Origin of the sequence: Bacillus paralicheniformis, assembly GCF_002993925.1 — a bacterium.
In the GTDB taxonomy this organism is placed as follows: domain Bacteria; phylum Bacillota; class Bacilli; order Bacillales; family Bacillaceae; genus Bacillus; species Bacillus paralicheniformis.
The window spans coordinates 2,050,081-2,072,912 of the sequence record NZ_CP023665.1; the positions used below are offsets into that span (position 1 = coordinate 2,050,081).

Annotated in this window: 20 protein-coding genes; 6 read left to right on the top strand and 14 right to left on the bottom strand. The window is 44.2% G+C overall.

Going from position 1 to position 22,832, the window contains the following annotated elements; all coding sequences use genetic code 11:
* Positions 1-275: 275 nt before the first annotated feature.
* Positions 276-1,367, bottom strand: a complete 1,092-nt coding sequence (locus CP943_RS10615; RefSeq protein WP_105980981.1) for a GntR family transcriptional regulator — start codon at positions 1,365-1,367, stop codon at positions 276-278.
* 351 nt (positions 1,368-1,718) lie between these two features.
* Here CP943_RS10615 and CP943_RS10620 point away from each other — a divergent pair, with 351 nt between their 5' ends.
* The 4 genes from CP943_RS10620 to CP943_RS10635 all read left to right on the top strand — a co-directional run bounded on the left by CP943_RS10620 (position 1,719) and on the right by CP943_RS10635 (position 7,195).
* Complete coding sequence (locus tag CP943_RS10620) at positions 1,719-3,326, top strand: xylulokinase (protein WP_105980982.1); 1,608 nt, start codon at positions 1,719-1,721, stop codon at positions 3,324-3,326.
* 17 nt (positions 3,327-3,343) lie between these two features.
* Entirely contained in the window at positions 3,344-4,039 is a 696-nt protein-coding gene (locus CP943_RS10625; RefSeq protein ID WP_039072737.1) for an L-ribulose-5-phosphate 4-epimerase, read from the top strand.
* A 43-nt stretch (positions 4,040-4,082) separates the two neighbouring features.
* On the top strand, positions 4,083-5,507 hold the full coding sequence (gene araA / locus CP943_RS10630) for an L-arabinose isomerase (protein WP_039072738.1): 1,425 nt from the start codon (positions 4,083-4,085) through the stop codon (positions 5,505-5,507).
* A 281-nt stretch (positions 5,508-5,788) separates the two neighbouring features.
* Positions 5,789-7,195, top strand: coding sequence for a sugar porter family MFS transporter (locus CP943_RS10635; protein ID WP_020451620.1), 1,407 nt, complete (start codon positions 5,789-5,791; stop codon positions 7,193-7,195).
* A 224-nt stretch (positions 7,196-7,419) separates the two neighbouring features.
* On the opposite strand, the gene CP943_RS10640 is transcribed toward CP943_RS10635, so the two are convergent.
* The 3 genes from CP943_RS10640 to CP943_RS10645 all read right to left on the bottom strand — a co-directional run bounded on the left by CP943_RS10640 (position 7,420) and on the right by CP943_RS10645 (position 9,012).
* Positions 7,420-8,202: a (S)-acetoin forming diacetyl reductase gene (locus CP943_RS10640; RefSeq protein WP_020451621.1), complete on the bottom strand. Its 783-nt coding sequence runs from the start codon at positions 8,200-8,202 to the stop codon at positions 7,420-7,422.
* A gap of 310 nt (positions 8,203-8,512) precedes the next feature.
* A complete protein-coding gene (locus CP943_RS22830) occupies positions 8,513-8,638 on the bottom strand; it encodes a hypothetical protein (RefSeq protein WP_020451622.1) in 126 nt (41 codons plus the stop codon).
* Between the two features lie 29 nt (positions 8,639-8,667).
* Positions 8,668-9,012 (bottom strand): hypothetical protein, encoded by a 345-nt coding sequence (locus CP943_RS10645; RefSeq protein ID WP_020451623.1) that lies wholly within the window; start codon positions 9,010-9,012, stop codon positions 8,668-8,670.
* A gap of 327 nt (positions 9,013-9,339) precedes the next feature.
* On the opposite strand from CP943_RS10645, the gene CP943_RS10650 reads away from it, so the two are divergent.
* Positions 9,340-10,752 (top strand): alanine/glycine:cation symporter family protein, encoded by a 1,413-nt coding sequence (locus CP943_RS10650; RefSeq protein WP_023857575.1) that lies wholly within the window; start codon positions 9,340-9,342, stop codon positions 10,750-10,752.
* Positions 10,753-10,797: 45 nt separating this feature from the next.
* Here the strand turns inward: CP943_RS10650 and CP943_RS10655 are convergent, their stop codons facing one another.
* The 9 genes from CP943_RS10655 to CP943_RS10695 form a co-directional block, all read right to left on the bottom strand.
* Positions 10,798-11,142, bottom strand: a complete 345-nt coding sequence (locus tag CP943_RS10655; protein WP_020451626.1) for a hypothetical protein — start codon at positions 11,140-11,142, stop codon at positions 10,798-10,800.
* A gap of 112 nt (positions 11,143-11,254) precedes the next feature.
* The gene (gene narI / locus CP943_RS10660) at positions 11,255-11,941 is read right to left on the bottom strand and encodes a respiratory nitrate reductase subunit gamma (RefSeq protein WP_105980983.1); all 687 of its coding nucleotides are present in this window, start codon (positions 11,939-11,941) and stop codon (positions 11,255-11,257) included.
* Entirely contained in the window at positions 11,938-12,480 is a 543-nt protein-coding gene (gene narJ, locus CP943_RS10665) for a nitrate reductase molybdenum cofactor assembly chaperone (protein ID WP_020451628.1), read from the bottom strand. Before narJ ends, narI begins: the two co-directional genes overlap by 4 nt.
* A gap of 17 nt (positions 12,481-12,497) precedes the next feature.
* Positions 12,498-13,967, bottom strand: a complete 1,470-nt coding sequence (narH, locus tag CP943_RS10670) for a nitrate reductase subunit beta (RefSeq protein WP_020451629.1) — start codon at positions 13,965-13,967, stop codon at positions 12,498-12,500.
* Entirely contained in the window at positions 13,957-17,643 is a 3,687-nt protein-coding gene (locus CP943_RS10675; protein WP_020451630.1) for a nitrate reductase subunit alpha, read from the bottom strand. Before CP943_RS10675 ends, narH begins: the two co-directional genes overlap by 11 nt.
* A gap of 172 nt (positions 17,644-17,815) precedes the next feature.
* Positions 17,816-19,057, bottom strand: a complete 1,242-nt coding sequence (locus tag CP943_RS10680; RefSeq protein WP_023857570.1) for a DUF438 domain-containing protein — start codon at positions 19,055-19,057, stop codon at positions 17,816-17,818.
* The gene (locus CP943_RS10685) at positions 19,054-19,284 is read right to left on the bottom strand and encodes a DUF1858 domain-containing protein (RefSeq protein WP_312019182.1); all 231 of its coding nucleotides are present in this window, start codon (positions 19,282-19,284) and stop codon (positions 19,054-19,056) included. Before CP943_RS10685 ends, CP943_RS10680 begins: the two co-directional genes overlap by 4 nt.
* A 103-nt stretch (positions 19,285-19,387) precedes the next feature.
* Positions 19,388-20,491 (bottom strand): TIGR04053 family radical SAM/SPASM domain-containing protein, encoded by a 1,104-nt coding sequence (locus CP943_RS10690; RefSeq protein ID WP_023857568.1) that lies wholly within the window; start codon positions 20,489-20,491, stop codon positions 19,388-19,390.
* A 112-nt stretch (positions 20,492-20,603) separates the two neighbouring features.
* Entirely contained in the window at positions 20,604-21,071 is a 468-nt protein-coding gene (locus CP943_RS10695; RefSeq protein WP_020451634.1) for a cyclic nucleotide-binding domain-containing protein, read from the bottom strand.
* 149 nt (positions 21,072-21,220) lie between these two features.
* On the opposite strand from CP943_RS10695, the gene CP943_RS10700 reads away from it, so the two are divergent.
* Positions 21,221-21,943: a YwiC-like family protein gene (locus CP943_RS10700; protein ID WP_105980984.1), complete on the top strand. Its 723-nt coding sequence runs from the start codon at positions 21,221-21,223 to the stop codon at positions 21,941-21,943.
* A 45-nt stretch (positions 21,944-21,988) separates the two neighbouring features.
* Here CP943_RS10700 and CP943_RS10705 read toward each other — a convergent pair whose 3' ends face one another.
* A complete protein-coding gene (locus tag CP943_RS10705; RefSeq protein WP_020451636.1) occupies positions 21,989-22,702 on the bottom strand; it encodes a fumarate/nitrate reduction transcriptional regulator Fnr in 714 nt (237 codons plus the stop codon).
* Positions 22,703-22,832 lie beyond the last annotated feature (130 nt).

The following is a 22,832-nucleotide window of genomic DNA, read 5'->3' on the forward strand; positions in this document are numbered from 1 at the left end:
TATCACAAGAATAGAGCCATTCTGCAAGACAACGAAGAATGCTGCAGAAAAAGAGCATGCCAGATAAACTTTACACAGGTTCATTTTTAAACGCTAGGCTACTTTCTTGTGATACAAGCTTTTTCCCGTATCGGTGAGATTTTCGCTTTCTTTTTGGAGGAAGCGTCAAATACATGAAAGTTCTCTGCTGCTTAATTGATAACAGAGTAAAACAACCCAGTCCGCGTTCACGCCTTTAGTGCACATGGACTGGGTTTTCCTTGATCACACCAAGATTATTGTACATCTAACTCTTTTACGGTTTCACCTTCAATTAACACAGGCTGATAGTAGGTTTCGTTTGGCAAGTCTTTCTTTCCTTGCAATTTCTTGATGACCCAATCAGCTGCATCGTGTCCCATTTGTTCTTGAGGATGTGTCAATGTTGTTAGTTTGATATTCGCATTTTTGGCAATATACGAATTGTCCTGTCCAATAATTGACAATTTGTCCGGGACAGAAATATTAAGTTGTCTGCATACATTTGCTACTTCCAATCCTACTTCGTCGTTATAGCAAACAATTGCAGTCAACACGTCTCTCTTTTCATTTAGAAACTTCTTCAGGTTTGTGTATAGATCCAGCTTCGTCTCTGTATTGTACGAAAGCACATGCTCTGGTTGAAATCGTAATTTGGCTTCACCAAGCGCTTTTATATACCCCTTCATTCGATACTTTCCTTGTAAATCATCCATTTTTGAAATGAGACCAATTTGTGTATGTCCTTTTGATATTAATTCTTTTGTTGCGAGATAGCTGGACTGCACATCATCGAGACAAAGAAAAGGAACATCTAATTCTTCATAATAAGCATTGATCATGATGAAAGGAATATCCTGTTCCTTAAACGATAAATAGTAAGCAATATTGGGATTGTATAGATTACTTTTCGTAGGTTCAACAATTAAACCATCGACGCCAAATGACAACATCATTTCCAAAGCTTTTTTTTCTTGTTCGACATCATTATTTGTACTAGCTAATAGTAACGAATAATTAGCCTCATTCAATCTCCCTTCAATTCCGCGAATAATTGAGGGGAAAATGTAATCTGAAATGTAGGTCGTAATTACACCGATTATTTTATTATTGGAATTCCCTCCAGGTTTTGATTGATACTGATTACTTACATAAGTGCCAGACCCTTTTTCACTTCTTAAAAACCCCTCGTTCGCCAGCTCTAAAATCGCCTTTCGAACAGTGTGCCGGCTGACTTTGTATTCTTCTTGTATGGCGGATTCAGTAGGAATTTGTTCTCCTACCCTGTAAACTCCTGAAAGGATTTTACTTTTTATATCATTAATGATGACCTTATACTTTGGTTTCATTTCACTCACTTCTTTCATAGTTGTTCGCATTCTAATTTTTTTAATTGAATGATTTGTGTGGACATATTTTATCATGGCTTTCAATGAATGAAAAGATTTCACCTTATTTTCGTGAAAATGAATAAGTAATTCTCATTTTTTTCTTTAAATTTCATGTTATACAAATACTTTTTATTATAAGCATGAAGAGAAAAAGAATATAAATATCGTTGTGATATTTATATGAACATATTATATTATTGATTGACAAATGTACGTACAAAAAATATACTAAGTCTGTAATTAAGTTAAGCGAAAAGGGGAATGCCTTCTTTCGAATAATATTGAAATCGCTATCAGAGGGGGGATAACGTGAAAGCGAATCAAGTAAACATCAAGCAGGCGATAACTGAAGGAGAAACATCGCTTGGAATTGAATTCGGATCCACACGTATTAAAGCAGTGTTGATTGATAGCAGTTTTGAAACAATCGCATCTGGAAGTTATGAGTGGGAAAACCGCTTGGAAGATGGATTTTGGACGTACAACTTAGTAGATATTATCACTGGGTTGCAAACAGCTTATAGTGAAATGAAGAATGATGTTGAACGAAATTATGGCATCACCATTCGCAAAATCGGTTCTATTGGATTTTCTGCAATGATGCATGGATATATGGCTTTTGACAACACAGGGGAGCTGCTTGTTCCGTTTCGAACTTGGCGTAACTCAACAACCGGTGCTGCAGCAAAAGAATTAACTGATCAATTTCAATTCAATATCCCTGAACGGTGGAGTATTGCTCATTTATATCAAGCGATATTAAATGAAGAGAAACATTTGCCTCGCATTGATTATATCACCACTTTAGGTGGGTACATTCACTGGTTGCTGACTGGCAATAAAGCAATTGGCATTGGAGATGCTTCGGGCATGTTCCCAATTGATGAATCAACGCAAAATTACAATGAATCGATGCTCAAGCAGTTTGATGAACTGATTTCGAACAAAGGCTATCCTTGGAGTATAAAGGATATTCTTCCTGAAGTTTATATTTCAGGCGAGCAAGCAGGCGAATTAACCGAAATTGGCGCGAAAATTCTGGATCAATCAAAAAATTTACAGCCAGGTATCCCGGTTTGTCCGCCGGAAGGCGATGCTGGAACAGGAATGGTTGCTACGAATAGTGTGAGGAAACGCACTGGAAACATCTCAGTAGGAACTTCAGTTTTTGCCATGATTGTATTAGAGAAAGAACTTTCGAAAGTATATCCAGAAATTGATTTGGTAACAACGCCAAACGGCAGTCCGGTTGGAATGGTTCATGCGAATAACTGCTCAAGCGATTTGAATGCTTGGCTAGGGTTGTTTCGTGAATTTTTTGAGGCAATGGGACAAAAGGTTGAAATGAATAAATTATTCGAAGTGGTGTTGAATAAAGCATTGGAGGCTGACTCAGACGGCGGTGGCTTACTAAGCTACGGTTATTTCTCTGGTGAAAATATTACAGGACTAGAAAAAGGCCGACCGTTATTTGTCCGCTCACCAGAGAGCCGTTTCGATTTAGCAAACTTCATGCGGACACACCTTTTTGCAGCTTTTGCAGCTTTGAAAATCGGAATGGATATTTTGACCAAAGAGGAAAATATTGATATTGATAGCATTTTAGCTCACGGCGGTTTATTCAAAACCCCTCTTGTCGGACAAAAAATTGTTGCAGCTGCAATGAATACGCCAGTATCAGTTATGGCAACTGCCGGAGAGGGCGGTGCGTGGGGAATGGCTATTCTTGCATCTTACATGATGAACAAAGATCAACAAGAAAGCTTAGAAGATTTCCTCGACAAAAAAGTCTTTGAAGAGGATGCCGGGCAAGAAATTTACCCTGATCAATTAGATGTTGAAGGATTTGAAGCATTTATCGAACGGTACAAAAAAGGTTTAATGATTGAGCAGGCCGCTGTGGATCATTTGATTTAATGAGTGGAGGGGTTGACGTGCTAGAACAACTGAAAGAAGAAGTGTTACAAGCAAATTTGGACTTGCCTAAATACGGACTTGTGAAATACACATGGGGAAATGCAAGTGCCATTGACCGTGAAACTGGTTTATTCGTTATCAAACCTAGTGGTGTTGATTATGAAACAATGAAAGCTAGTGATATGGTGGTTGTTGATTTAGATGGCAATATTGTTGAAGGAGAGCTGAGGCCTTCATCAGATACAGCGACTCACGCGGTACTTTATAAGCATTATCCTGAAATTGGAGGAATTGTACACACTCATTCAACTTGGGCGACAATCTGGGCTCAAGCAGGCCTTGATGTTCCGGCGATGGGGACCACTCATGCAGACACATTCTATGGTTCCGTGCCATGTGCCCGATACTTGACACAAGAGGAGGTTGATCGAGGTTACGAAGTAGAAACAGGTAATGTCATTATCGAAACATTTGAAGAGCGCGGGTTAGATATTTTAGCTGTTCCCGGTGTCTTACTTCATGGTCATGGTCCATTTACTTGGGGCAAAGATGTAAAATCAGCAGTATTGAATAGTGTGGTGTTGGATGAAGTCGCGAAAATGAATTTATTTACCCGAGAATTAAATCATTTTGCAAAAGAATTACCACAATGTATTTTAGATAAACATTATTTACGAAAACACGGTAAAAATGCTTATTATGGTCAAAAGTAAAATCAATTCTATCAAACTATTCATTTAAGAAAAGAGGGTTATGATGTTAACACAAGGAAAAAAAGAATTCTGGTTTGTCGTAGGTTCACAACATCTTTATGGGGAAGAAGCGCTTGAAGAAGTCAGAGCGCACGCGCAAGCCGTGACTGATGCATTAAATGAAAGCGCTGTATTGCCATACCCGCTTGTATTGCAAGATTTAGCTGTTAGTGCAGATAAAATCACAAGCATCATGAAAGAAGTGAATTATCGTGACGAAGTTGCCGGTGTTATCACTTGGATGCATACTTTTTCACCTGCAAAAATGTGGATTCGCGGAACAAAATTATTACAAAAACCGTTACTTCATTTAGCGACACAATTTAATGAAAGTATTCCGTGGACAACGATTGACATGGACTTTATGAACCTAAACCAATCTGCTCATGGGGACCGTGAATACGGTTTTATCAATGCCCGTTTGCAAAAACAAAATAAAGTTGTCGTAGGTTATTGGGAACGCCCTGAAGTGCAACAGCAAATTGCGGAATGGATGGACGTAGCGGTTGCTTATAACGAAAGCTTCAACATCAAGGTCGCCCGATTTGGTGACAACATGCGTAACGTTGCTGTTACTGAAGGGGATAAGGTTGAAGCGCAAATTCAATTTGGCTGGACAGTTGATTACTTTGGCATTGGTGATCTTGTTCAATACGTGAATGCGGTTACAGATGAAGAAATTAATCGATTGTTTGCTGAATATGCAGACCTTTATGAATTTGATTATGGTACTTACAGTCAGGAAGATTGGGAGAAGAGCGTAAAAGTACAAGCAAGCTATGAAATCGCCATTAAACGTTTCCTGGATGATGGTGGTTATAATGCCTTCACAACTAACTTTGAAGATTTATATGGGATGAAACAACTTCCGGGTCTTGCCGTCCAACGTTTGATGGCCCAAGGATATGGCTTTGCTGGTGAAGGAGATTGGAAAACTGCAGCGCTCGATCGTTTACTCAAAGTGATGAGCCGTAACCAATCAACCGGCTTTATGGAAGATTACACATATGAATTAGCTGCCGGTCAAGAATCGATCCTTCAATCACATATGCTTGAAGTTGACCCATCTTTAGCAAGCAGCAAACCGAAAATTATCGTATCTCCATTAGGTATTGGTGATCGTGAAGACCCGGCACGCTTAGTGTTCGACGGAAAAGCAGGAGATGGTGTGGTTGTTTCGATGGCAGACTTTGGTACGCATTACAAACTGTTGATTAACGAAGTTTCTGCATTTGAACCAACTGTTCCGGCACCAAACCTTCCGGTGGCACGGGTGCTTTGGGAAGTGAAGCCTAACTTTCAGGATGGAGTGAAAGCGTGGCTTGAAAACGGCGGCGGTCACCATACAGTTGTTTCATTGAATTTAACAACAGACCAAATGATCACTTATGCAAAGCTGGTTGACCTGGAATATGTAGTAATTAAGTAATACCTCTAACCTCCGAGGAGGCTCTGCTTCCTTGGAGGTGAAAAATAGGGATATCAGATATCAAAATATTCATGATTTTGTAAGCGTTATCGTTATATTCCGGAAAAATTGGAAGCGTTTAATAATAGGCGAATAAAACCATGAGGTTTAGTGAGAAATCCCACCAATATCCTAGCATGTATTTGCAGTTTGGAAACACTTTAATGATTTCTGAAAAAGCCATCGATAATTTTGGTGGCTGGATTACACAATATAATTTCAACCTTGAGGAGGGAACTTAAATGGTTAATGAAAAGAAAATCTCAAGTGGCTTCATTTATTTTTTCGGGGCTTTTGCCGGCATTCTTTTCGGTTATGATATCGGCGTTATGACGGGTGCTTTGCCTTTTCTGCAACACGATTGGAACCTTCAAGACAACGCCGGGGTTATTGGCTGGATTACTTCTTCGGTCATGTTAGGCGCTATTTTTGGAGGCGCCCTGGCCGGACAACTTTCTGATCGTTTGGGACGTCGCAAAATGATTTTAATTTCCGCTGTCATTTTTGTTGTTGGATCCATTTTGTCAGGAATAGCACCTCATAATGGGGTACTGTTTTTAATTGTTTCTCGGGTTTTATTGGGATTGGCCGTTGGTGCTGCCTCTGCATTGGTCCCGGCCTATATGTCGGAAATGGCGCCTGCACGTTTACGCGGACGGCTGTCAGGAATTAATCAAACCATGATTTGTTCTGGAATGTTGCTTTCTTACATTGTTGATTTTCTATTGAAAGATTTGCCGGAAACAATGGCATGGCGGTTGATGCTTGGTTTGGCTGCCGTACCTGCTGTGATCTTATATGTTGGAATGTTAAAGTTACCTGAATCACCTCGTTTTTTAATCAAGAACAATAAACTTGATGAAGCACGCAAGGTGTTGAGCTATATTCGCTCTAACAAAGGGGAGATTGATTCTGAAATAGCACAAATTCAAGAAACTGCCAGAGAGGAAACAAAGGCAAATCAAAAAGCATCATGGGCTACACTCTTAAGTAATAAATATCGTTTTTTATTAATTGCTGGTGTGGGTGTTGCCGCTTTTCAACAATTCCAGGGTGCTAACGCAATTTTTTATTACATTCCTTTGATTGTAGAAAAAGCAACAGGGAATGCGGCAAGTTCAGCGTTGATGTGGCCGATTATTCAAGGTGTTATTCTCGTGCTAGGTTCATTGCTATTCATCATGATCGCTGATAAATTTAATCGCCGTACTTTATTAACAGTAGGCGGAACCGTTATGGGGCTGTCCTTTATTTTGCCGGCAATATTGAATATATTAATTCCTAATGCAAATCCGATGATGATGGTTGTCTTTTTAAGTATCTATGTAGCACTTTATTCATTCACGTGGGCTCCTTTAACTTGGGTCATCGTTGGAGAAATTTTCCCTCTGGTCATTCGCGGGCGCGCGTCTGGAATAGCTTCATCATTTAACTGGATCGGCTCTTTCTTGGTTGGATTGCTATTTCCTATTATGACCGCTTCGATGTCTCAAGAAGCTGTGTTTGCAATCTTCGGTGTTATTTGTTTACTTGGAGTTGTATTTATCCGGACACGCGTCCCTGAAACTCGAGGTCGCAGTTTAGAGGAAATCGAAAAAAATGGAGGAAATAAACAAATTGGCGGAAAAAGCGCGCAAATAAACCTATGAGGCTTGGAGTGGAATCGAAAGGAGCTATCTTGGGTGCCGCTTATCGCAAGGGAAATCTTCGCACTAGTTCATTTTGAAACAGGGGGTTTCAAAAGGGAAGACGCTCTTTGGTCCAAATTTTTAAACGGGGCGTGATTGGACGAACCGTGACATATCAGCTCTAGCTTGTTATTTCAATATGGAGGCGGAAAACTCCGCCCTCCATATTGAATATGATTTTAAAATTAATTAAATACCATTCCGCCATCAATGATAAGAGACTGGCCGGTCATATAATCTGAATCCGGCCCTGCAAGATAAGAAACGCATGCTGCTACATCTTCCGGCTCTGATAAGCGTTTTAATGCAATATTTTTAGCGAATTGTTCCATTCCCCATTCAAATGGCTTGCCTGCTTCATCAGCGGTTTGCTGTGCAATCCCCATCATCATAGGCGTTTTTACGATACCCGGACAAAAGGCGTTAACAGTAATGCCTAATTCAGCTAGATCTTTTGCCGCCGTTTGCGTAATCCCGCGAACAGCGAACTTTGTTCCGCCGTAAACTGCCAAGCCCGGGTTACCGACTTGACCGGCTTGAGAAGAAGCATTAATGATTTTCCCGCCGTGTCCAAGTTCTTTAAAGGCTTTTACAGCTGCTTGAATTCCCCAATAAGTACCGCCGACGTTAACATCATAGATTTTCCGATAATCTTCATATGTAATGCTTTCAATAGGTGTGGTTGGTCCAAGACCTGCATTATTGATCACCACATCAAGACCGCCGAGGCGTTTAACCGTTTCATCGACTGCTTTAAAAACATCGTCCCGATCAGCAACATCCACTTTAACTGCAATTGCCTTACCGTTATGCTGGTTAATGTCCTCAGCAACTTGTGTTGCAGTTTCTACATTATAATCGGCAACTGCAACAGCGAACCCATCCTCCGCCAAGCGTTTGCAGATTGCTTCGCCAATTCCTTGGCCTCCGCCAGTAACAAAAGCAATTTTTCCAGATACTTTACTCATATGAACATCTTCTTTCTATAAGTAATTGGTATTTAATTGGTACAGAAACATTATATCTTATATTTGTAGATTTGAAATAAAATCCCGGCATTTGTTGAAAAAATGTTTAAAATTTTTCGAAAAAATTTAATTGTTTTTGAAGAAGATGGAAAAGCTGTATTTAAGTATAATAGGATTGTTCCGCTTTTACTGCAATCACAAGACGAAGGGAGACCAAATGAAAAGGCATGAATCCGTGCAATGCCGGACTCATGCCAATCAAACTGTTTCATGAAATTTTATTGTCTAGCTTTTTCAAATCGCTTCAAATTCAGCTGTCCTGGCGATTGAAAAGGTCGGTAATCGCGTGCATGAATTCAATTCCTTGAAAAACAAACAAATTGATTGCTGCTAATGAAAATAGTCCAATAATCACCGTTCTTATAATAAATAACATGTTAAAACCTCCCGTTTTTTTTCGTATGGTTATGGTTTTAAAACATGCGCTTTATCGAAATAAGAAGAGTGATAGAACACCGCGAGCATAAATGCCTTCAGATGCTCTTTCCGCCTGTTCATCATGAACGCCTGGCCGGAAGCCGCAGCTAAGATGAAGAGAAGGATGGATTCAGCTCCGAAGCCGAGTGAATTCCACAATGATTTCGCCTTTTCTTCACCATATTTGCCGGCTGTCAGTTCATGGAGTTCGTCTCCTGAAACAGCGGCTTTTTGCGTATGGTGATTTGCCGGCATCTGGGGCATTGAGAACGAATGAAGGCTCGCAATGACTAAAAAGAATATGGACAGTTGCAGAAACAATGTCTTTTTCATTTGATCTCATCCCCTTAGTATCTCATCATCTTAGCATATTTTATGTTATAAGAAAAGATGATTATTTTGTGACAGTTGGCAAATATTTATTGACAATATGAGATTTTTCGCAACGCACTTGGAATGAAAGCGCATTTTTATATATGAATAAAGATAATACTCTGCTATAATGAGCATTGGGACTAAAGTAATAATGATGTTAACAGCCTTTATGTTTAAAAGACAGAAAATTCTATCTAGTTTTTCTTGTGTCATTATTATGATATAATCCTTTCATGTTAGAAAACTTAACATCAAAACAAAATTCGTTTGTTTCAGGAGGGTGCTATGGAAGAAATTTTAAGCGAAATCATCAATGTCCCAAGCGGTTTTATTTGGACTTATTTAGTCTATATATTAATAGGAATAGGCCTGTTCTTTACTTTTAAATTGAAATTCGTTCAATTCCGCTATTTCTTCGAGATGTTTCGTATCGTCGGACAAAAGGAGGAGAAAGGAAAAGGCGTCTCGTCTTTGCAGGCTTTCTTTATTTCCGCCGCTTCGCGTGTCGGCACGGGAAACCTGACCGGTGTCGCGCTTGCTGTTGCAACAGGAGGACCTGGAGCGGTCTTTTGGATGTGGGTTGTCGCACTTGTCGGTATGGCTTCCAGCTTTGTGGAGAGTACGCTGGCTCAAGTGTACAAGGTCAAAGACGGCGATCATTTCAGAGGGGGCCCAGCTTATTATATGGAAAAAGCGCTGGGCGCCAGATGGATGGGCATTATCTTTGCCGTTTTGATTACGATTACATTCGGATTGATCTTTAATGCGGTGCAAGCCAATACGATCGTCGGTTCGATGGAAGGGGCTTTCAACCTTGATAAAACAACGGTCGGAATTGTTTTGGCGGTATTGACCGGATTTATCATTTTCGGCGGTTTGAAACGCGTTGTGACAGTTTCGCAGTTGATCGTTCCGGTTATGGCGGTCATTTATCTTGGACTTGCTTTATTTGTCGTGCTGACGAATATTTCTCAAATACCGGCCGTTTTCGCGATGATTGTGAAAGATGCTTTCGGGATCGAGCAGATTGCAGGGGGTACGCTCGGCAGCATCATTATTATCGGTGCGAAGCGCGGCTTGTTTTCAAACGAAGCCGGAATGGGAAGCGCGCCGAACGCAGCGGCGACTGCCAATGTCTCTCACCCGGCGAAGCAAGGTTTTATCCAAACGCTTGGCGTATTCTTTGATACGATGGTTATCTGCAGTGCGACAGCCTTTATGATTCTGCTGTTCAATCTGACACCGGGCAAAGAGCTTGACGGCATTCAAATTACACAAGCAGCCATGCAGCATCATGTCGGAAGCTGGGCGCCTGCGTTTGTCGCAGTGGCGATTTTCCTGTTCGCTTTCAGCTCAATCGTCGGAAACTACTATTATGGTGAGACGAATATTGAATTTATTAAAAAGAGCAAGACGACGCTTGCCGTTTACCGTACAGCTGTTGTCGCAATGGTCATCTTCGGATCTGTATCCGGTTTTCAACTTGTGTGGGACATGGCGGATTTATTTATGGGATTAATGGCGATCATTAACCTGATTGCGATTCTGCTTCTTTCCGGAATTGCCGCGAAAGTGCTGAAAGACTATACTGATCAGCGTAAAACAGGGAAGAACCCTGTCTTTAAGGCAAGCTCGATTCCAGGTCTGAAAAACACAGAGGCTTGGGAAGACGAGAAGGAAACATTGCAATCGAAATAAACAATATGAAAAAAGGCGTCCTTGGGGCGCCTTTTTCTTGTTTTTTTACTGACAGCTGAATGAGGTAATCTCGTTCAAGTCAATACCGAAGTAAACCCAGCGGAATTGACGCGGTCTCCAGCGGTAGCCCGCAATCGAATAACGTCCGACGAAAACCGGGTAGAACCAAAAGCGGCTGCCGTTTCTTAAGCGGATGAATGTATATTTGAACAGGCATCTTCTGATTCCGCCGGGATCAACAGCAAATACCGAAGGGCCGGTGTCTTGCGGAAATTGGCTCGGCGGCGGGGGGAGAAACTGCTGTTGCTGCTGTCCTCCAACTCCTGGAGGCGGACCCGGCGGAAATTGCTGGCGATACGGATCATATAGTGAAGGATCGTATGGATACAATAAAAACGCTCCTTTCTGATGGTTTGCTTTATCGTATGATTGATAGGGAATAAGGGTAGCTTGCCTATAGAGAAAAAAATCCCTAAAGCCGTTTTGGCTTTAGGGAAAATGTTTAAATGCTTTTGCGGGGCGCCCGTTTTCGGTAAACAACATAGCTTCTTGTCAAATATTTTAGCGGCATGCTGAATACGTGGACGAGCCGAGTAAACGGCCAGACGATGAAAATGACGTAGCCCATCATAATATGAAGCTTAAACCAGAGGGGCACGTTCGCCATAAGTCCGGCATCAGGCTTGAATAAGAAAATGTTGCGAAACCACGGGCTGATTGTTGTCCGATAGTCGAATCCTTTTGAATCGATGTTCAAGAAGGTTGCCGCAAGCCCAGTCGTCATGACGAATAACAAAGCGACCAGCGTGATGAAATCACCGGCAGAGCTCGTTTTTCGAATTCGTTTGTCCGTGAATCTGCGGTAGGTCAATATGATAAGTCCTGACAGCGCGGCGATGCCCGCTGGCAGTCCGAAACCGATCGCGATTTTATGGTACATATGCTCTGATACGCCGAGCGCTTGATAAAGGCTTTCCGGAATTAAAATTCCCATCACATGCCCGCCGATGACAAAAAAGATTCCCCAGTGAAAAAGGCTGCTGCCAAGCGCCAATTTTTTCTTTTCGAGCATTTCGCTTGATTTGGCCGTCCAGCCAAACTGATCATGTTGATAGCGGTATATATGCCCTCCGATAAAAATGGTGATGACGATATAGGGGAGGATGACCCACAGGATTTGTTCGATCATGGCTGTACATTCCTTTCAACACCAATTTCCTCTAAAATCATCATTAATCCGTCTAATAACGGCGTATAGATGCTTTCATTCTCTGAAAGCTGCAATCTTAATTCTTCCAGGTTCGCTGCGTATTTTTGGAATACAGCCGCAGCTTTTTCATGATCGGCGACTGCAGCAAATTCAAGCATGAGCGGCAGATAATCCGGCAGCTCTTTGTCTGTCGGCTGAAAACCGGACTGCTGATACAGATCTTTCAGCTGCAGCAATTCAATTCCGCGCTCCCTTTGTTCACCGGAGTTGAAATAGGTGACATAAAGGTTCGTTTTTTTGCCGAAATCAAACGTATATACGTACGTTTCGATCAATTCCTCAGACGAATAGGAAGCCGCGCTTTCCAAAAAGGCAAGCAGATGCCCTTTCAGCGCTTCATGTTCGATTTCGCCGATGATCTGCTGCCATTCGGAACGTTCTTTTCTCCACTCTTCATCAGGGTAGGAGAGGAGGTGAGAAAGAGCGGCAAAAACGGTTTGTTTGTCTGTTCCATTCATGAAGCTTCCCTCCAGTGTTATATGTTTTGGCAAGAGCCGGGTCCTCCGGCAAACGATAATCCGCAGCTTCCTTGTTCCATGTACAGATCCGCGACTTCTTCGCGATGGGTTTGCGGAATGACAAAGCGGTCATCGTATTTGGCGATCGCAAGCAGACGGTACATATCTTCAATCTGCTCTTCAGTCAATCCGGTATCTTGAATCAGGGCTGAATCGATCTGTTTGTTTGTTTGAGTCGCTCGCATGTACATACGCATCACAGACATTTTCTTTAATGTCGTTCTTATATGGTGTGTATCACCGGCAGTCAGCAAATTGGCCAAATATTCGATCGGAATCCGCATTTCATCAATGGCAGGGAAGATATCTTCAGCTGATTGGGCCGTTCCTTTTCCTTCAAACATATTCATAATCGGACTGAGCGGCGGAATATACCATACCATCGGCAATGTCCGGTATTCAGGATGCAGCGGCAGAGCGATTTTCCAATCGATGATCATTTTGTAGATCGGAGATTTTTGCGCTGCTTCGATCCACTCCAGCGGAATGCCTTGAGCTTTTGCTTCTTCTGCGACAGCGGGATCATTCGGATCAAGGAAAATTTCCAGCTGGGAGTGATATAGATCTTTTTCATTTTCGGCTGAAGCCGCTTCTTCGACTTTATCTGCATCATAAAGCATGACTCCGAGATAGCGGATTCTGCCGACGCATGTCTCAGAGCAGATTGTCGGCAGTCCTGCTTCAAGACGAGGGAAGCACAATGTGCATTTTTCCGCCTTGTTCGTCTGCCAGTTGAAATACACTTTTTTATAAGGGCATGATGATACACAGTGTCTCCATGAGCGGCACGCATTTTGATCGACGAGAACGATCCCGTCTTCTTCGCGTTTGTACATCGCTCCCGACGGACAGGAGGAGACGCAGGAAGGATTGATGCAGTGTTCGCATATCCTTGGCAGATACATCATAAAGACGTCTTCAAATTCAGTCTTGATCGATTCTTCCATTTTTTTGACGTTTGGATCTTGAAGGCCTGTAATGTGGCCGCCGGCAAGATCGTCTTCCCAGTTCGGACCCCATTCAAGGTTCATGAAGTCTCCCGTAATAGAAGACTTCGGCCTTGCAACAGGCTGGTGTTTTTTCTCCGGACTGTTTGTCAGCGTTTCATAATCATAGTTCCAAGGTTCATAGTAGTCATCGATCGTCGGCTGGTACGGGTTGTAGAATAAATTCATGAGCCGCGTTGTTTTGGCGCCTGATTTGAGCTGAAGTTTGCCTTTTTTCAGCTCCCAGCCGCCTCTGTATTTATCCTGGTCCTCCCATTGTTTAGGGTAGCCGATGCCCGGTTTTGTTTCGACGTTGTTGAAGTACATATATTCTGCACCGGAACGGTTTGTCCATGTGTTTTTGCATGTGACGCTGCATGTATGGCAGCCGATGCATTTATCAAGGTTCATTACCATTCCGATTTGAGCTTTAATCTTCAAGCCAATCGACCTCCTTCAATTTTCTGATCACGACATTGAGGTCGCGCTGATTTCCTGTCGGCCCGTAGTAGTTGAATCCGTAGCTGAGCTGGCCGTAGCCTCCGATCATCTGCGTCGGCTTGACATGGATGCGTGTCGGACTGTTATGGGTTCCACCGCGGTTATTCGTCAGCTTTGTTCCCGGTACATTGATATGCCGGTCTTGGGCATGGTGCATAAAGGCCATTCCTTTTGGAATCCGGTGTGATGTCACGGCCCGTGCGACGACGACTCCGTTTCGGTTGAAGCATTCGATCCAGTCGTTGTCCTGAATGTCGGTTTCTTCCGCATCGTCTTTATTCATCCAGACTGTCGGCCCGCCTCTGAAAAGGGTAAGCATCGGCAGGGAATCAAAATACATGCTGTGAACCGACCATTTATTATGCGGCGTTAAATAGTTTAAAACGATTTCTTTTCCTTCCTGATCCGGACGCTTGTTCAAGAAAGGGCGGTGGATCAGGATCGGCTTGAATGTCGCCATGTTCTCGCCGAATTCGGTCATCATTTCATGATCAAGGTAAAAAGACTGTCTGCCGGTCAGCGTTCTCCACGGAATCAGTTTTTCAACGTTCGTTGTAAACGGAGAATAGCGCCGTCCGCCTTTTTCAGAACCGCTGAAAGCAGGGGAGGTGATCACCGTTTTCGGCTGAGCCGAAATTTGCTCAAATGTAAAGCATTCCTCTTCCCGTTCTTCAGCTAAGTCTTTCAACTCAAGATTCGTTATTTTTTCAAGCGATTCCCACGCTTTAACGGCTACTTTCCCGTTTGAAGTGGAAGAGAGGGTCAATACCGCTTCCGCAGCCTGTCTTGCATCACTGATGTCAGGACAGCCTTTGGCGATCGTGTCGTCTTTTACGACGCCGAGCGTTTTTTTGAGGGAATCATATTCCGCTTCAACAGACCAGTTCATACCTTTCGTACCAAACGGCTGTTTGACAACATTCGGCCCAAGCGATGTCATCTTATTGAAAATCTGCTTGTAATCCCGTTCCACAACATGAATTTGCGGCATTGTTTTGCCGGGAACGGCAGGGCAGTCGCCTTTGCTCCAATCTTTGATTTTCCCGAGCGGCTGCGCCATTTCCTGTGGAGTGTCATGGAGAAGAGGAGTCGCAACAGCCTCTTTTACAGGTTCCATGTCCATTTCTTCAGCCAGATTGGAAACCGCTTTTGCCAATGCTTTGAAAATATCCCAATCAGACTTTGCTTCCCACGGCGCGCTAATTGCCGGGTTAAACGGGTGGATGAACGGATGCATATCCGTGCTGCTGAGATCGTGTTTTTCGTACCAGGTGGCCGCAGGGAGCACGATGTCTGAATAAAGGGCTGTTCCCGCCATCCGGAAATCGAGATTGACCAGTAAGTCGAGTTTGCCTTCAGGCGCTTTGTCACGCCATGTGATTTCTTCGGGACGGATGCTATCCTGATCATCGTTCATCAGTCCGTTAGTCGTGCCGAGCAAGTGCTTCAGAAAATATTCATGACCTTTGCCGGAGCTCGAGATTAAGTTGGCTCTCCAGACAAATAGATTTCTCGGGAAGTTCTTTTCATTGTCAGGATCTTCAATCGAAAACTTGAGATTTTTCTCCTCAAGCTGTCTGGCGATATAGCTTCCGACTTGCTGAGCGTTCTCAGCGCCTGCTTTTTCTGCTTCTTTATACAGATCGATACCGTTTTTCTCAAACGTCGGATACGATGGAAGCCATCCGAGTCTTGCCGCCAGCACATTGTAATCGGCGTGGTGCTTGTAGCGCGATGTTTTTGCGATAGGGGAAGCAAGCCCGCTGATTTCCTGATCTTCATAGCGCCACTGATCGGTAGCGAAGTAGAAAAATGATGTTCCGTTTTGCAGTTTGGCAGGGCCTCCCCAGTCTTTTGCCGTCGCGATCGTCTGCCATCCTTCGGCCGGCCGGAGTTTTTCCTGGCCGACATAGTGGGCCCAGCCGCCTCCGTTAACCCCTTGAGCTCCGACGAGAAGCACAAGGTTCAGCACAGCTCTGTAAATGGTGTCTGAATTGAACCAATGGTTAATCCCGGCGCCGACAATGATCATTGAACGGCCCTCTGTGTCAATCGCATTTTGCGCGAATTCCCTTGCGATTTTGATCACCATTTCACTTTTAATGCCAGTAATCGGCTCTTGCCAAGCCGGTGTAAACGGTTCAGGATCATCAAATGATGCCGGCGTCTGCCCGTCAATTCCGCGGTTGACGCCATAGTTGGCGAGCGTCAGGTCGAAAACGGTAGAAACAAAAACTTCCTCTCCGTCCAGAATCATTTTTTTGATCGGAAGCGGTCTTTCAAGCACTTTATTGCCGTCATGTGAGAAGTAAGGAATGTTGACCGTGCCGATCATATCTTCGTGTCCAAGCATGGAAAGCCGAGGTGTGATCGGTTTTTCTGAATCCTCATCAACCATGCGCAGATTCCATTTTCCTTGGCCGTCCCAGCGGGAGCCCATCGTGCCCTGCGGAATCGCAAATCCATCTGTGTCTTCATCCCAAACGGCAGGCTTCCACTCATCATGCTCTGTAGCACGCCCGATATCTTTAGCATGGAGGAAGCGGCCTGCTGTGAACGTTCCGTTTTCCTCTTTCAAAGTCACCAAAAACGGGAAATCGGTATATTGTTTTGCATAATCAATAAAACGCTCCGTTTTCTGGTTGACATAAAAGTCTTGGAGAATGACGTGGCCCATCGCCATGGCCAGTGCGCCGTCCGTGCCTTGTCTGATGCTCAGCCAATCATCGGAAAACTTTGAGGACTCGGCAAAGTCCGGGCTGATCGAAATCACTTTTGCCCCTTTATAGCGGGCTTCGGCTAAAAAGTGAGCGTCAGGCGTTCTGGTAAGCGGCACATTAGAACCCCATGTCATGATGTAGCCTGAATTGTACCAGTCGCTGCTTTCCGGAACGTCGGTTTGATCTCCCCAAATTTGCGGTGAAGCAGGAGGGAGGTCGGCATACCAGTCATAGAAGCTCAGCATCGGCCCGCCGATCAGGGACATAAAGCGTGACCCTGCTGCGTGGCTGAGCATCGACATGGCTGGAATCGGCGAGAAGCCGACATTTCGGTCAGGACCGTATTTGGCAATGGTGTACAGAAGGGAAGCCGAAATCAGCTTCAGGACTTCGCTCCATTCGGCGCGGACAAATCCGCCTTTTCCGCGCGCCTGTTTATAGGCCTTTGCTTTTTCAGGGTTTTCGATAATTGATTTCCATGCTTCCAGCGGATTTTTGCTGCTGTTTAGCGCCTCGCGCCACATCTGGATCAGCACACCGCGTACATACGGATATTTCACGCGGAGCGGGCTGTATATATACCAGGAAAAGCTCGCTCCCCTCGGACAGCCGCGCGGTTCAAAGTCCGGCATATCAGGGCCAGTCGAAGGGTAATCGAGTCGCTGCCCTTCCCATGTGACGATTCCGTTTTTGACGTAGATATTCCAGCTGCAGGAGCCTGTACAGTTCACCCCGTGGGTAGAGCGAACCACTTTATCATGCTGCCATCTATTTCTGTATACATCTTCCCAATTCCGGTCTTCATAAGTGGTTTGGCTGTGTTGATTGGAATGGCGTTCAATAGGAGAGAAATAATTTAATCTCCTGAAAATGGGACTCTGTTTCTTTTTTTTCATTGCTGGTTCACTCCTTCTGAGTCAGTGATGCTACCCTCACTATATATGGAGGAGGCGCTGGACCTTGTTAAATTTGTCACATGGTTTCGGGTTTTCACAAATTTGTCACATTTTCAGGAGGGGAGAGGGAGGACAAAAAAACAGCCTGCATGGAAGCGGGCTGTCGAATGGGTCAATCGCTCGTGTTCAAAATTCTCTTTTCCCCGGTAATCTCTTGAATCGGGGCGATGTTCTGGGTGAATTCCAAAGTTCCGATATAGCGGCCGTTTTCATCGCGTACGGCAAAATAGCGGATGAACACGTATTTGTCTTTAAATTTGATCCAAAAGTCTTCAACGTCTTTTTTGCCTGATTTAAAGTCGTCAAGAAGTTTGTTGACGATGTGGACGCTTGCCGGCGGATGGCAGTTTTGGACGGTCCGGCCGATTACGGCTTTTGTCCTTGCGAAAATCCGTTCCTTTCCGTGTGAAAAATAGCGGACCACATCGTTTTCATCGATGAAGGTGATATCGACCGGAAGATGGTTCATCATGTGCTCAAGCTGGGCCACGGACAGAATACCAGTAGGGAGCCTGACATATCCGTCAGCCGCTTCTTCTGTTGTTTTGAGCTGATGGCGTTCAGGCTTCCACACCGTTTCCGGAGCAGTCAGGCAATATCCGATCTCGTCGCTTTCAGCCGCGATTTTCAGCCATTCGTCTTCTGTCAGCGTTCTGAGCGCCATCGGCAAGAGGATATTTTCTTCTTTATAAATCATTTCCGTGCCTTCTTGAATGATAAACGTTAGCTCGCGGATGACTTCATCTTTTTTGTCCGGCGTATACTCTTCCAACAAACGCTTCACTTCTTTGATGCTCTTGCGGATAAAATCATCGACAGCCCACATTACTTGGCTGGGCCCTGTAATTCCGTACTTTTCTAAATAGGGGAAGAGAAGATTTTCTTTTCTGCTGTAATGTTTGTCGACATCGGCGAGCAAGTTCAAGTCTGTGAGCAGCTTGAGAATGTTGTCGCGGTGATCTTCTTTTTCAAAACGTTCCAAATGAAGCTGCATTTTAAAGTTCAAAAGGAGGTCGATTTCTTTATTTTCTTTCATAAAAGTATGAACGGGATGGCCTGGCTGCTTATCGGCGTCAGCTCGGTGAATGTCTTCAATCGATCCTTTAAACACAGCGGCGTGAACGGAACAAAGCTCTTGAATTTCTTCGGGGGTAATGCCTTCTTCCTTCATTAACGCCTGTTCCAGCTGAGCGATTTCTTCAGCATTGACTGAACCGAACGCCTTTTCAAACCGTTTTTTGACGTCGGCAAGCGGTTTTCCTTTATGAAGGTCGATAATGATTTCTTTCAAAAGCTGCTTTTTTTCCTCTGGCAGACCTTGCTGCGTTTCCCGGTTGTTAATCATTTCGCTCATTGTTTTTCTCCTTTCCAAACGGGGTCAAATTCGTGCGCTTTCAATATGTCTAAGACATGCGGCCATTCGATTTGCATCATTCGCGCGCCTTTCGGAATCGTCATGATACGCCCGGCTGTTTCCAGCATGCCGGGCTTCGTTATGTTTTTAAACCCGGCTTCCTTCATCACGGCTTTTAGTTCAGGATGCAATGTGCAAAGTTCGTATACGGAATCGTTCAAATCAATTTTTTTATTATGCAGAGGGATCACATCCTTTGATAGTGATGATCATTCTCATCTATACCGTAATACAAGTATGCTGAAAAAAATGTGACGTACATCACATTTTTCAGCGCAAAGCCTTCGGAATATAAATACAGCTCGGGTCGCTTTCCAGGTAATCGCCTGTCAGAGCATAGGCACGCGAGCGCGAACCGCCGCACACATGGCGGAATTCACAGACGCCGCATTTTCCTTTAAATCCGTCCGGATTTCGCAAATCCTTAAAGATCGGTGATTCGCGATAAATCTCAGCCAGCGGCTGTTCGCGGATGTTTCCGGCTTTAAACGGCAGGAGTCCGCTTGGATATACATCGCCGATATGGGAGATAAACATAAAGCCGTTGCCATCGTTCACACCTTTCGGAGCCCGGCCCAATCCGCCGATCGCATCCATTTTCCCTTTCTGCAATGCGTGTTCATAGCGGATTTTCATGTTGGGGTCTTTCGCTTCCCGCATTTTTTGTTGAATAACGACCCGTCGGTAGTGCTGGGCTGCTGTCGTTTTGATGTCAAAAGGCGCTTCTTTTGCCAAACGGCTGAGCCAAAGAAAGACTTTTTCATGGTCCACCGGCGAAATCATATCTTCCCGCTTCGCGCGGCCTGTCGGGACGAGAAAAAATACACTCCATAATACACAGTTCAATTCTTCGATCAGCTTTGCCATTTCATCCAGGTAATCGATGTTATAAGCGGATATAACGGTATTAATCTGCAGAGGCAGATGGCATTCATGAATGTAGCGTATGGCCTTCATGGTCAGGTCAAAGGAACCGTCCGTTCCTCGAAAATGATCATGAATCTCTCGGGTTGGCCCGTCCAAGCTGAACGCCCATCGGGATAAGCCGATTTCTTTTGCTGATTGAATCGCTTCTCTTGTAACATTCGGCGTGGCACTCGGGGTCATAGAGACGCGAACCCCTTTTTGGACGGCATACTCAATAATGGCGAATACGTCGTCTCTCATTAAAGGGTCACCCCCTGTCAGCACGAGGAGGGGATTGTCCATCGCATGAATTTGATCGATTAAATCTTTTCCTTCTTTCAGGGTGAGCTCCCGCGGATCGCGTTTATTTTGAGCCGATGCCCGGCAATGAAGGCACTTGAGCTCGCACGCTCTTGTCAGCTCCCAAATGACGATAAACGGAGACTTGTCGAAATCGCAATGTATCATCTTTCATCTGTCCTTTCGTTTGCATTCATGTGTATCGTAGCGGAAATGAAAAAGAAAAAAAGTTAAGTAGATCACATTTAGAAAAGGAAGGGAAAGAAGGGGGAGGCCCTTCTCACGCGTCGTCTTCTGCGGAGGAGTTGAGGTAACGCAAAAAAAGCTGGTAGGAAAAATACAAATTCTGCTGAAGCAGCATGAGAAAGTTCGTCTGTAATTGGCGGTTATAAGTCATCATTTTTTTGAAAGTATGAAATGGAATTTCAAGTACGGCGGTTTCTGCGGCAGTGTTGACTGAAATAAACGGAGATACGAAAGGTTCGCCTTTTTGATCAATAGGGAAAACATCGCCTTTTTCCCACTCGGCGATCGTTCGGGATTCTTCTGGAAGTCTTCTGTCAGAAAAATGAACTTCCCCTTTTAAAACAAAATAGACGGATTGCGAATGAAGGAACGATCGCGAATGCTGAGATGGCTGGATATCGATCACCTTCCCGTTTTTCAGCAGCCTTTTGATGATCGGAAGGGGTACCCCGAGAAACATAGGAAGATTTTTCAGAAACAATAAGTAGTCAAACCGGTCCATGGTATATCCTCCTTCTATATATTAGCATTTAGTATAAAGCGCCGGGCTGGAGGGCGCAGTGATTTATTTCACACGCCTGTATGCAAAATGTCACTGTGTAAAAAAGACGAAACTTTTATAATGTAATAGAAAAGAAGGGAGGATGCGTGATGAAAGTGTTCATACCGAAGCAGCACGGCGCCTGGGCGATGCTTGTCATCCCGTTTGTTCTCGGCATGTTCGCCGGGGGCGCGGATGTAAAGCATATTCCGCTGTTCTGCGGATGGCTGTTTCTATATCTTGCGGCATTTCCGGCTACGATGATGGTGAAGAAGAAAAATATCGTTTACTACCAAAAATGGGTTCTCATCTACGGCATTCCGGCCGTCGTTTTCCTGCTTATTTCGGTCTGGCTGGAGCCGCGGCTCGTTTTTCTCGGGCTGCCGATGTTTCCGCTCTTTCTCATCAATCTTTATTATGCGAAAAGAAACAACGACAGGGCGCTTTTAAATGATATTGCGGCAATCCTTGTTTTCAGCGCGGGCGGGCTTGCGAGCTTCTGGATGGGAGCGGGGAAGCTTGATGGTGAAGCATTGTTTGTTTTTATCCAGTCCGCTTTGTTTTTCACAGGGAGCGCCTTTTATGTCAAGTCGATGATCCGCGAAAAGAAAAACAATCGGTTTAAACTTTATTCATGGGGATACCACATATTCCTGCCGTTCATCTCGCTGGCCGCGGGGGCAGGATGGGCCGTGCTTGGTGTAGTGCCGAGCAGTTTCAGAGCGTGGTTTTTACATGGAAGGAAACTGTCGATTAAGACAATCGGAATCTCAGAGCTGGTGAATGCCTGTTTCTTTATGGCCGTGTTGATCGTTTTTCTGCTGCAAACGTAAAAAACAAGGACACTGTGCTTCATGTCCTTGTTTGTTTTCGTTTTTTCAGTCGATATTGCAGATGTCGAGCGGGCAGTTTTCACAGTCGATTTCGCGTTTTAAATAGTTGAGCTGATGAATGACGATTTTTCCCGAGTCCTCAATTGAAATGACACCGTTCTTCCGGAGGTCGCTCAGCATGCGGTTGATGCTCTCCCTTGCGGCGGCACAGAATTTCGCCAGATCCTGGTTCGTCAGCACAATATTGATGAGAATCCCGTCGCTTCTTGTGATGCCGTAGCTGTTTGCGAGACGGATCAAGGTGGAGTAGAGCGCGCCTTTTTTACCATTCAGCAAAAGGTCGCGGATTTTCGATTGAATCTTTCGCAAATGCGTGCTCATCCATTTCATAAACTCAAACGTCAGTGCACCGTTTTGTATGAGTTCTTTTTCAAGCTTATCTTTATTGATGACCAACACTTCGCCATCAGAGAGGATCTTTGCGCTCAGCATATATTTCGCATCTTCTGTAAAAAGCGTAAGCTCCCCGACAATATCATTTTTTTTGCACATTCTGAGTGTCAGTTCTTTGCCATCGGACGTCAATTTGCCGATTTGGACAAGTCCCGACTGAATAAGATACAGTTCCTCCGCATCCATCCCTTCTTGAAAAAGGAATGTGTCCTGCCTGATTTTTCGTCGTGTACTGATTGATTCCAGCAAGTGATGCAGATCGTCTGAGAGCAAATCTGTGTCTGATTTTCTAACAGAAATATTCATTGAGCGTCACCCCTTTAGCAGTTCTTATTTTAACGTTAAATAAGGCTGAGTGACCTTTTAAATATAAACAATATTGTGAACTTATGAATAAAGTCCCAAAAAAAGAGCCTGAGCACATCAGCTCAAGGCT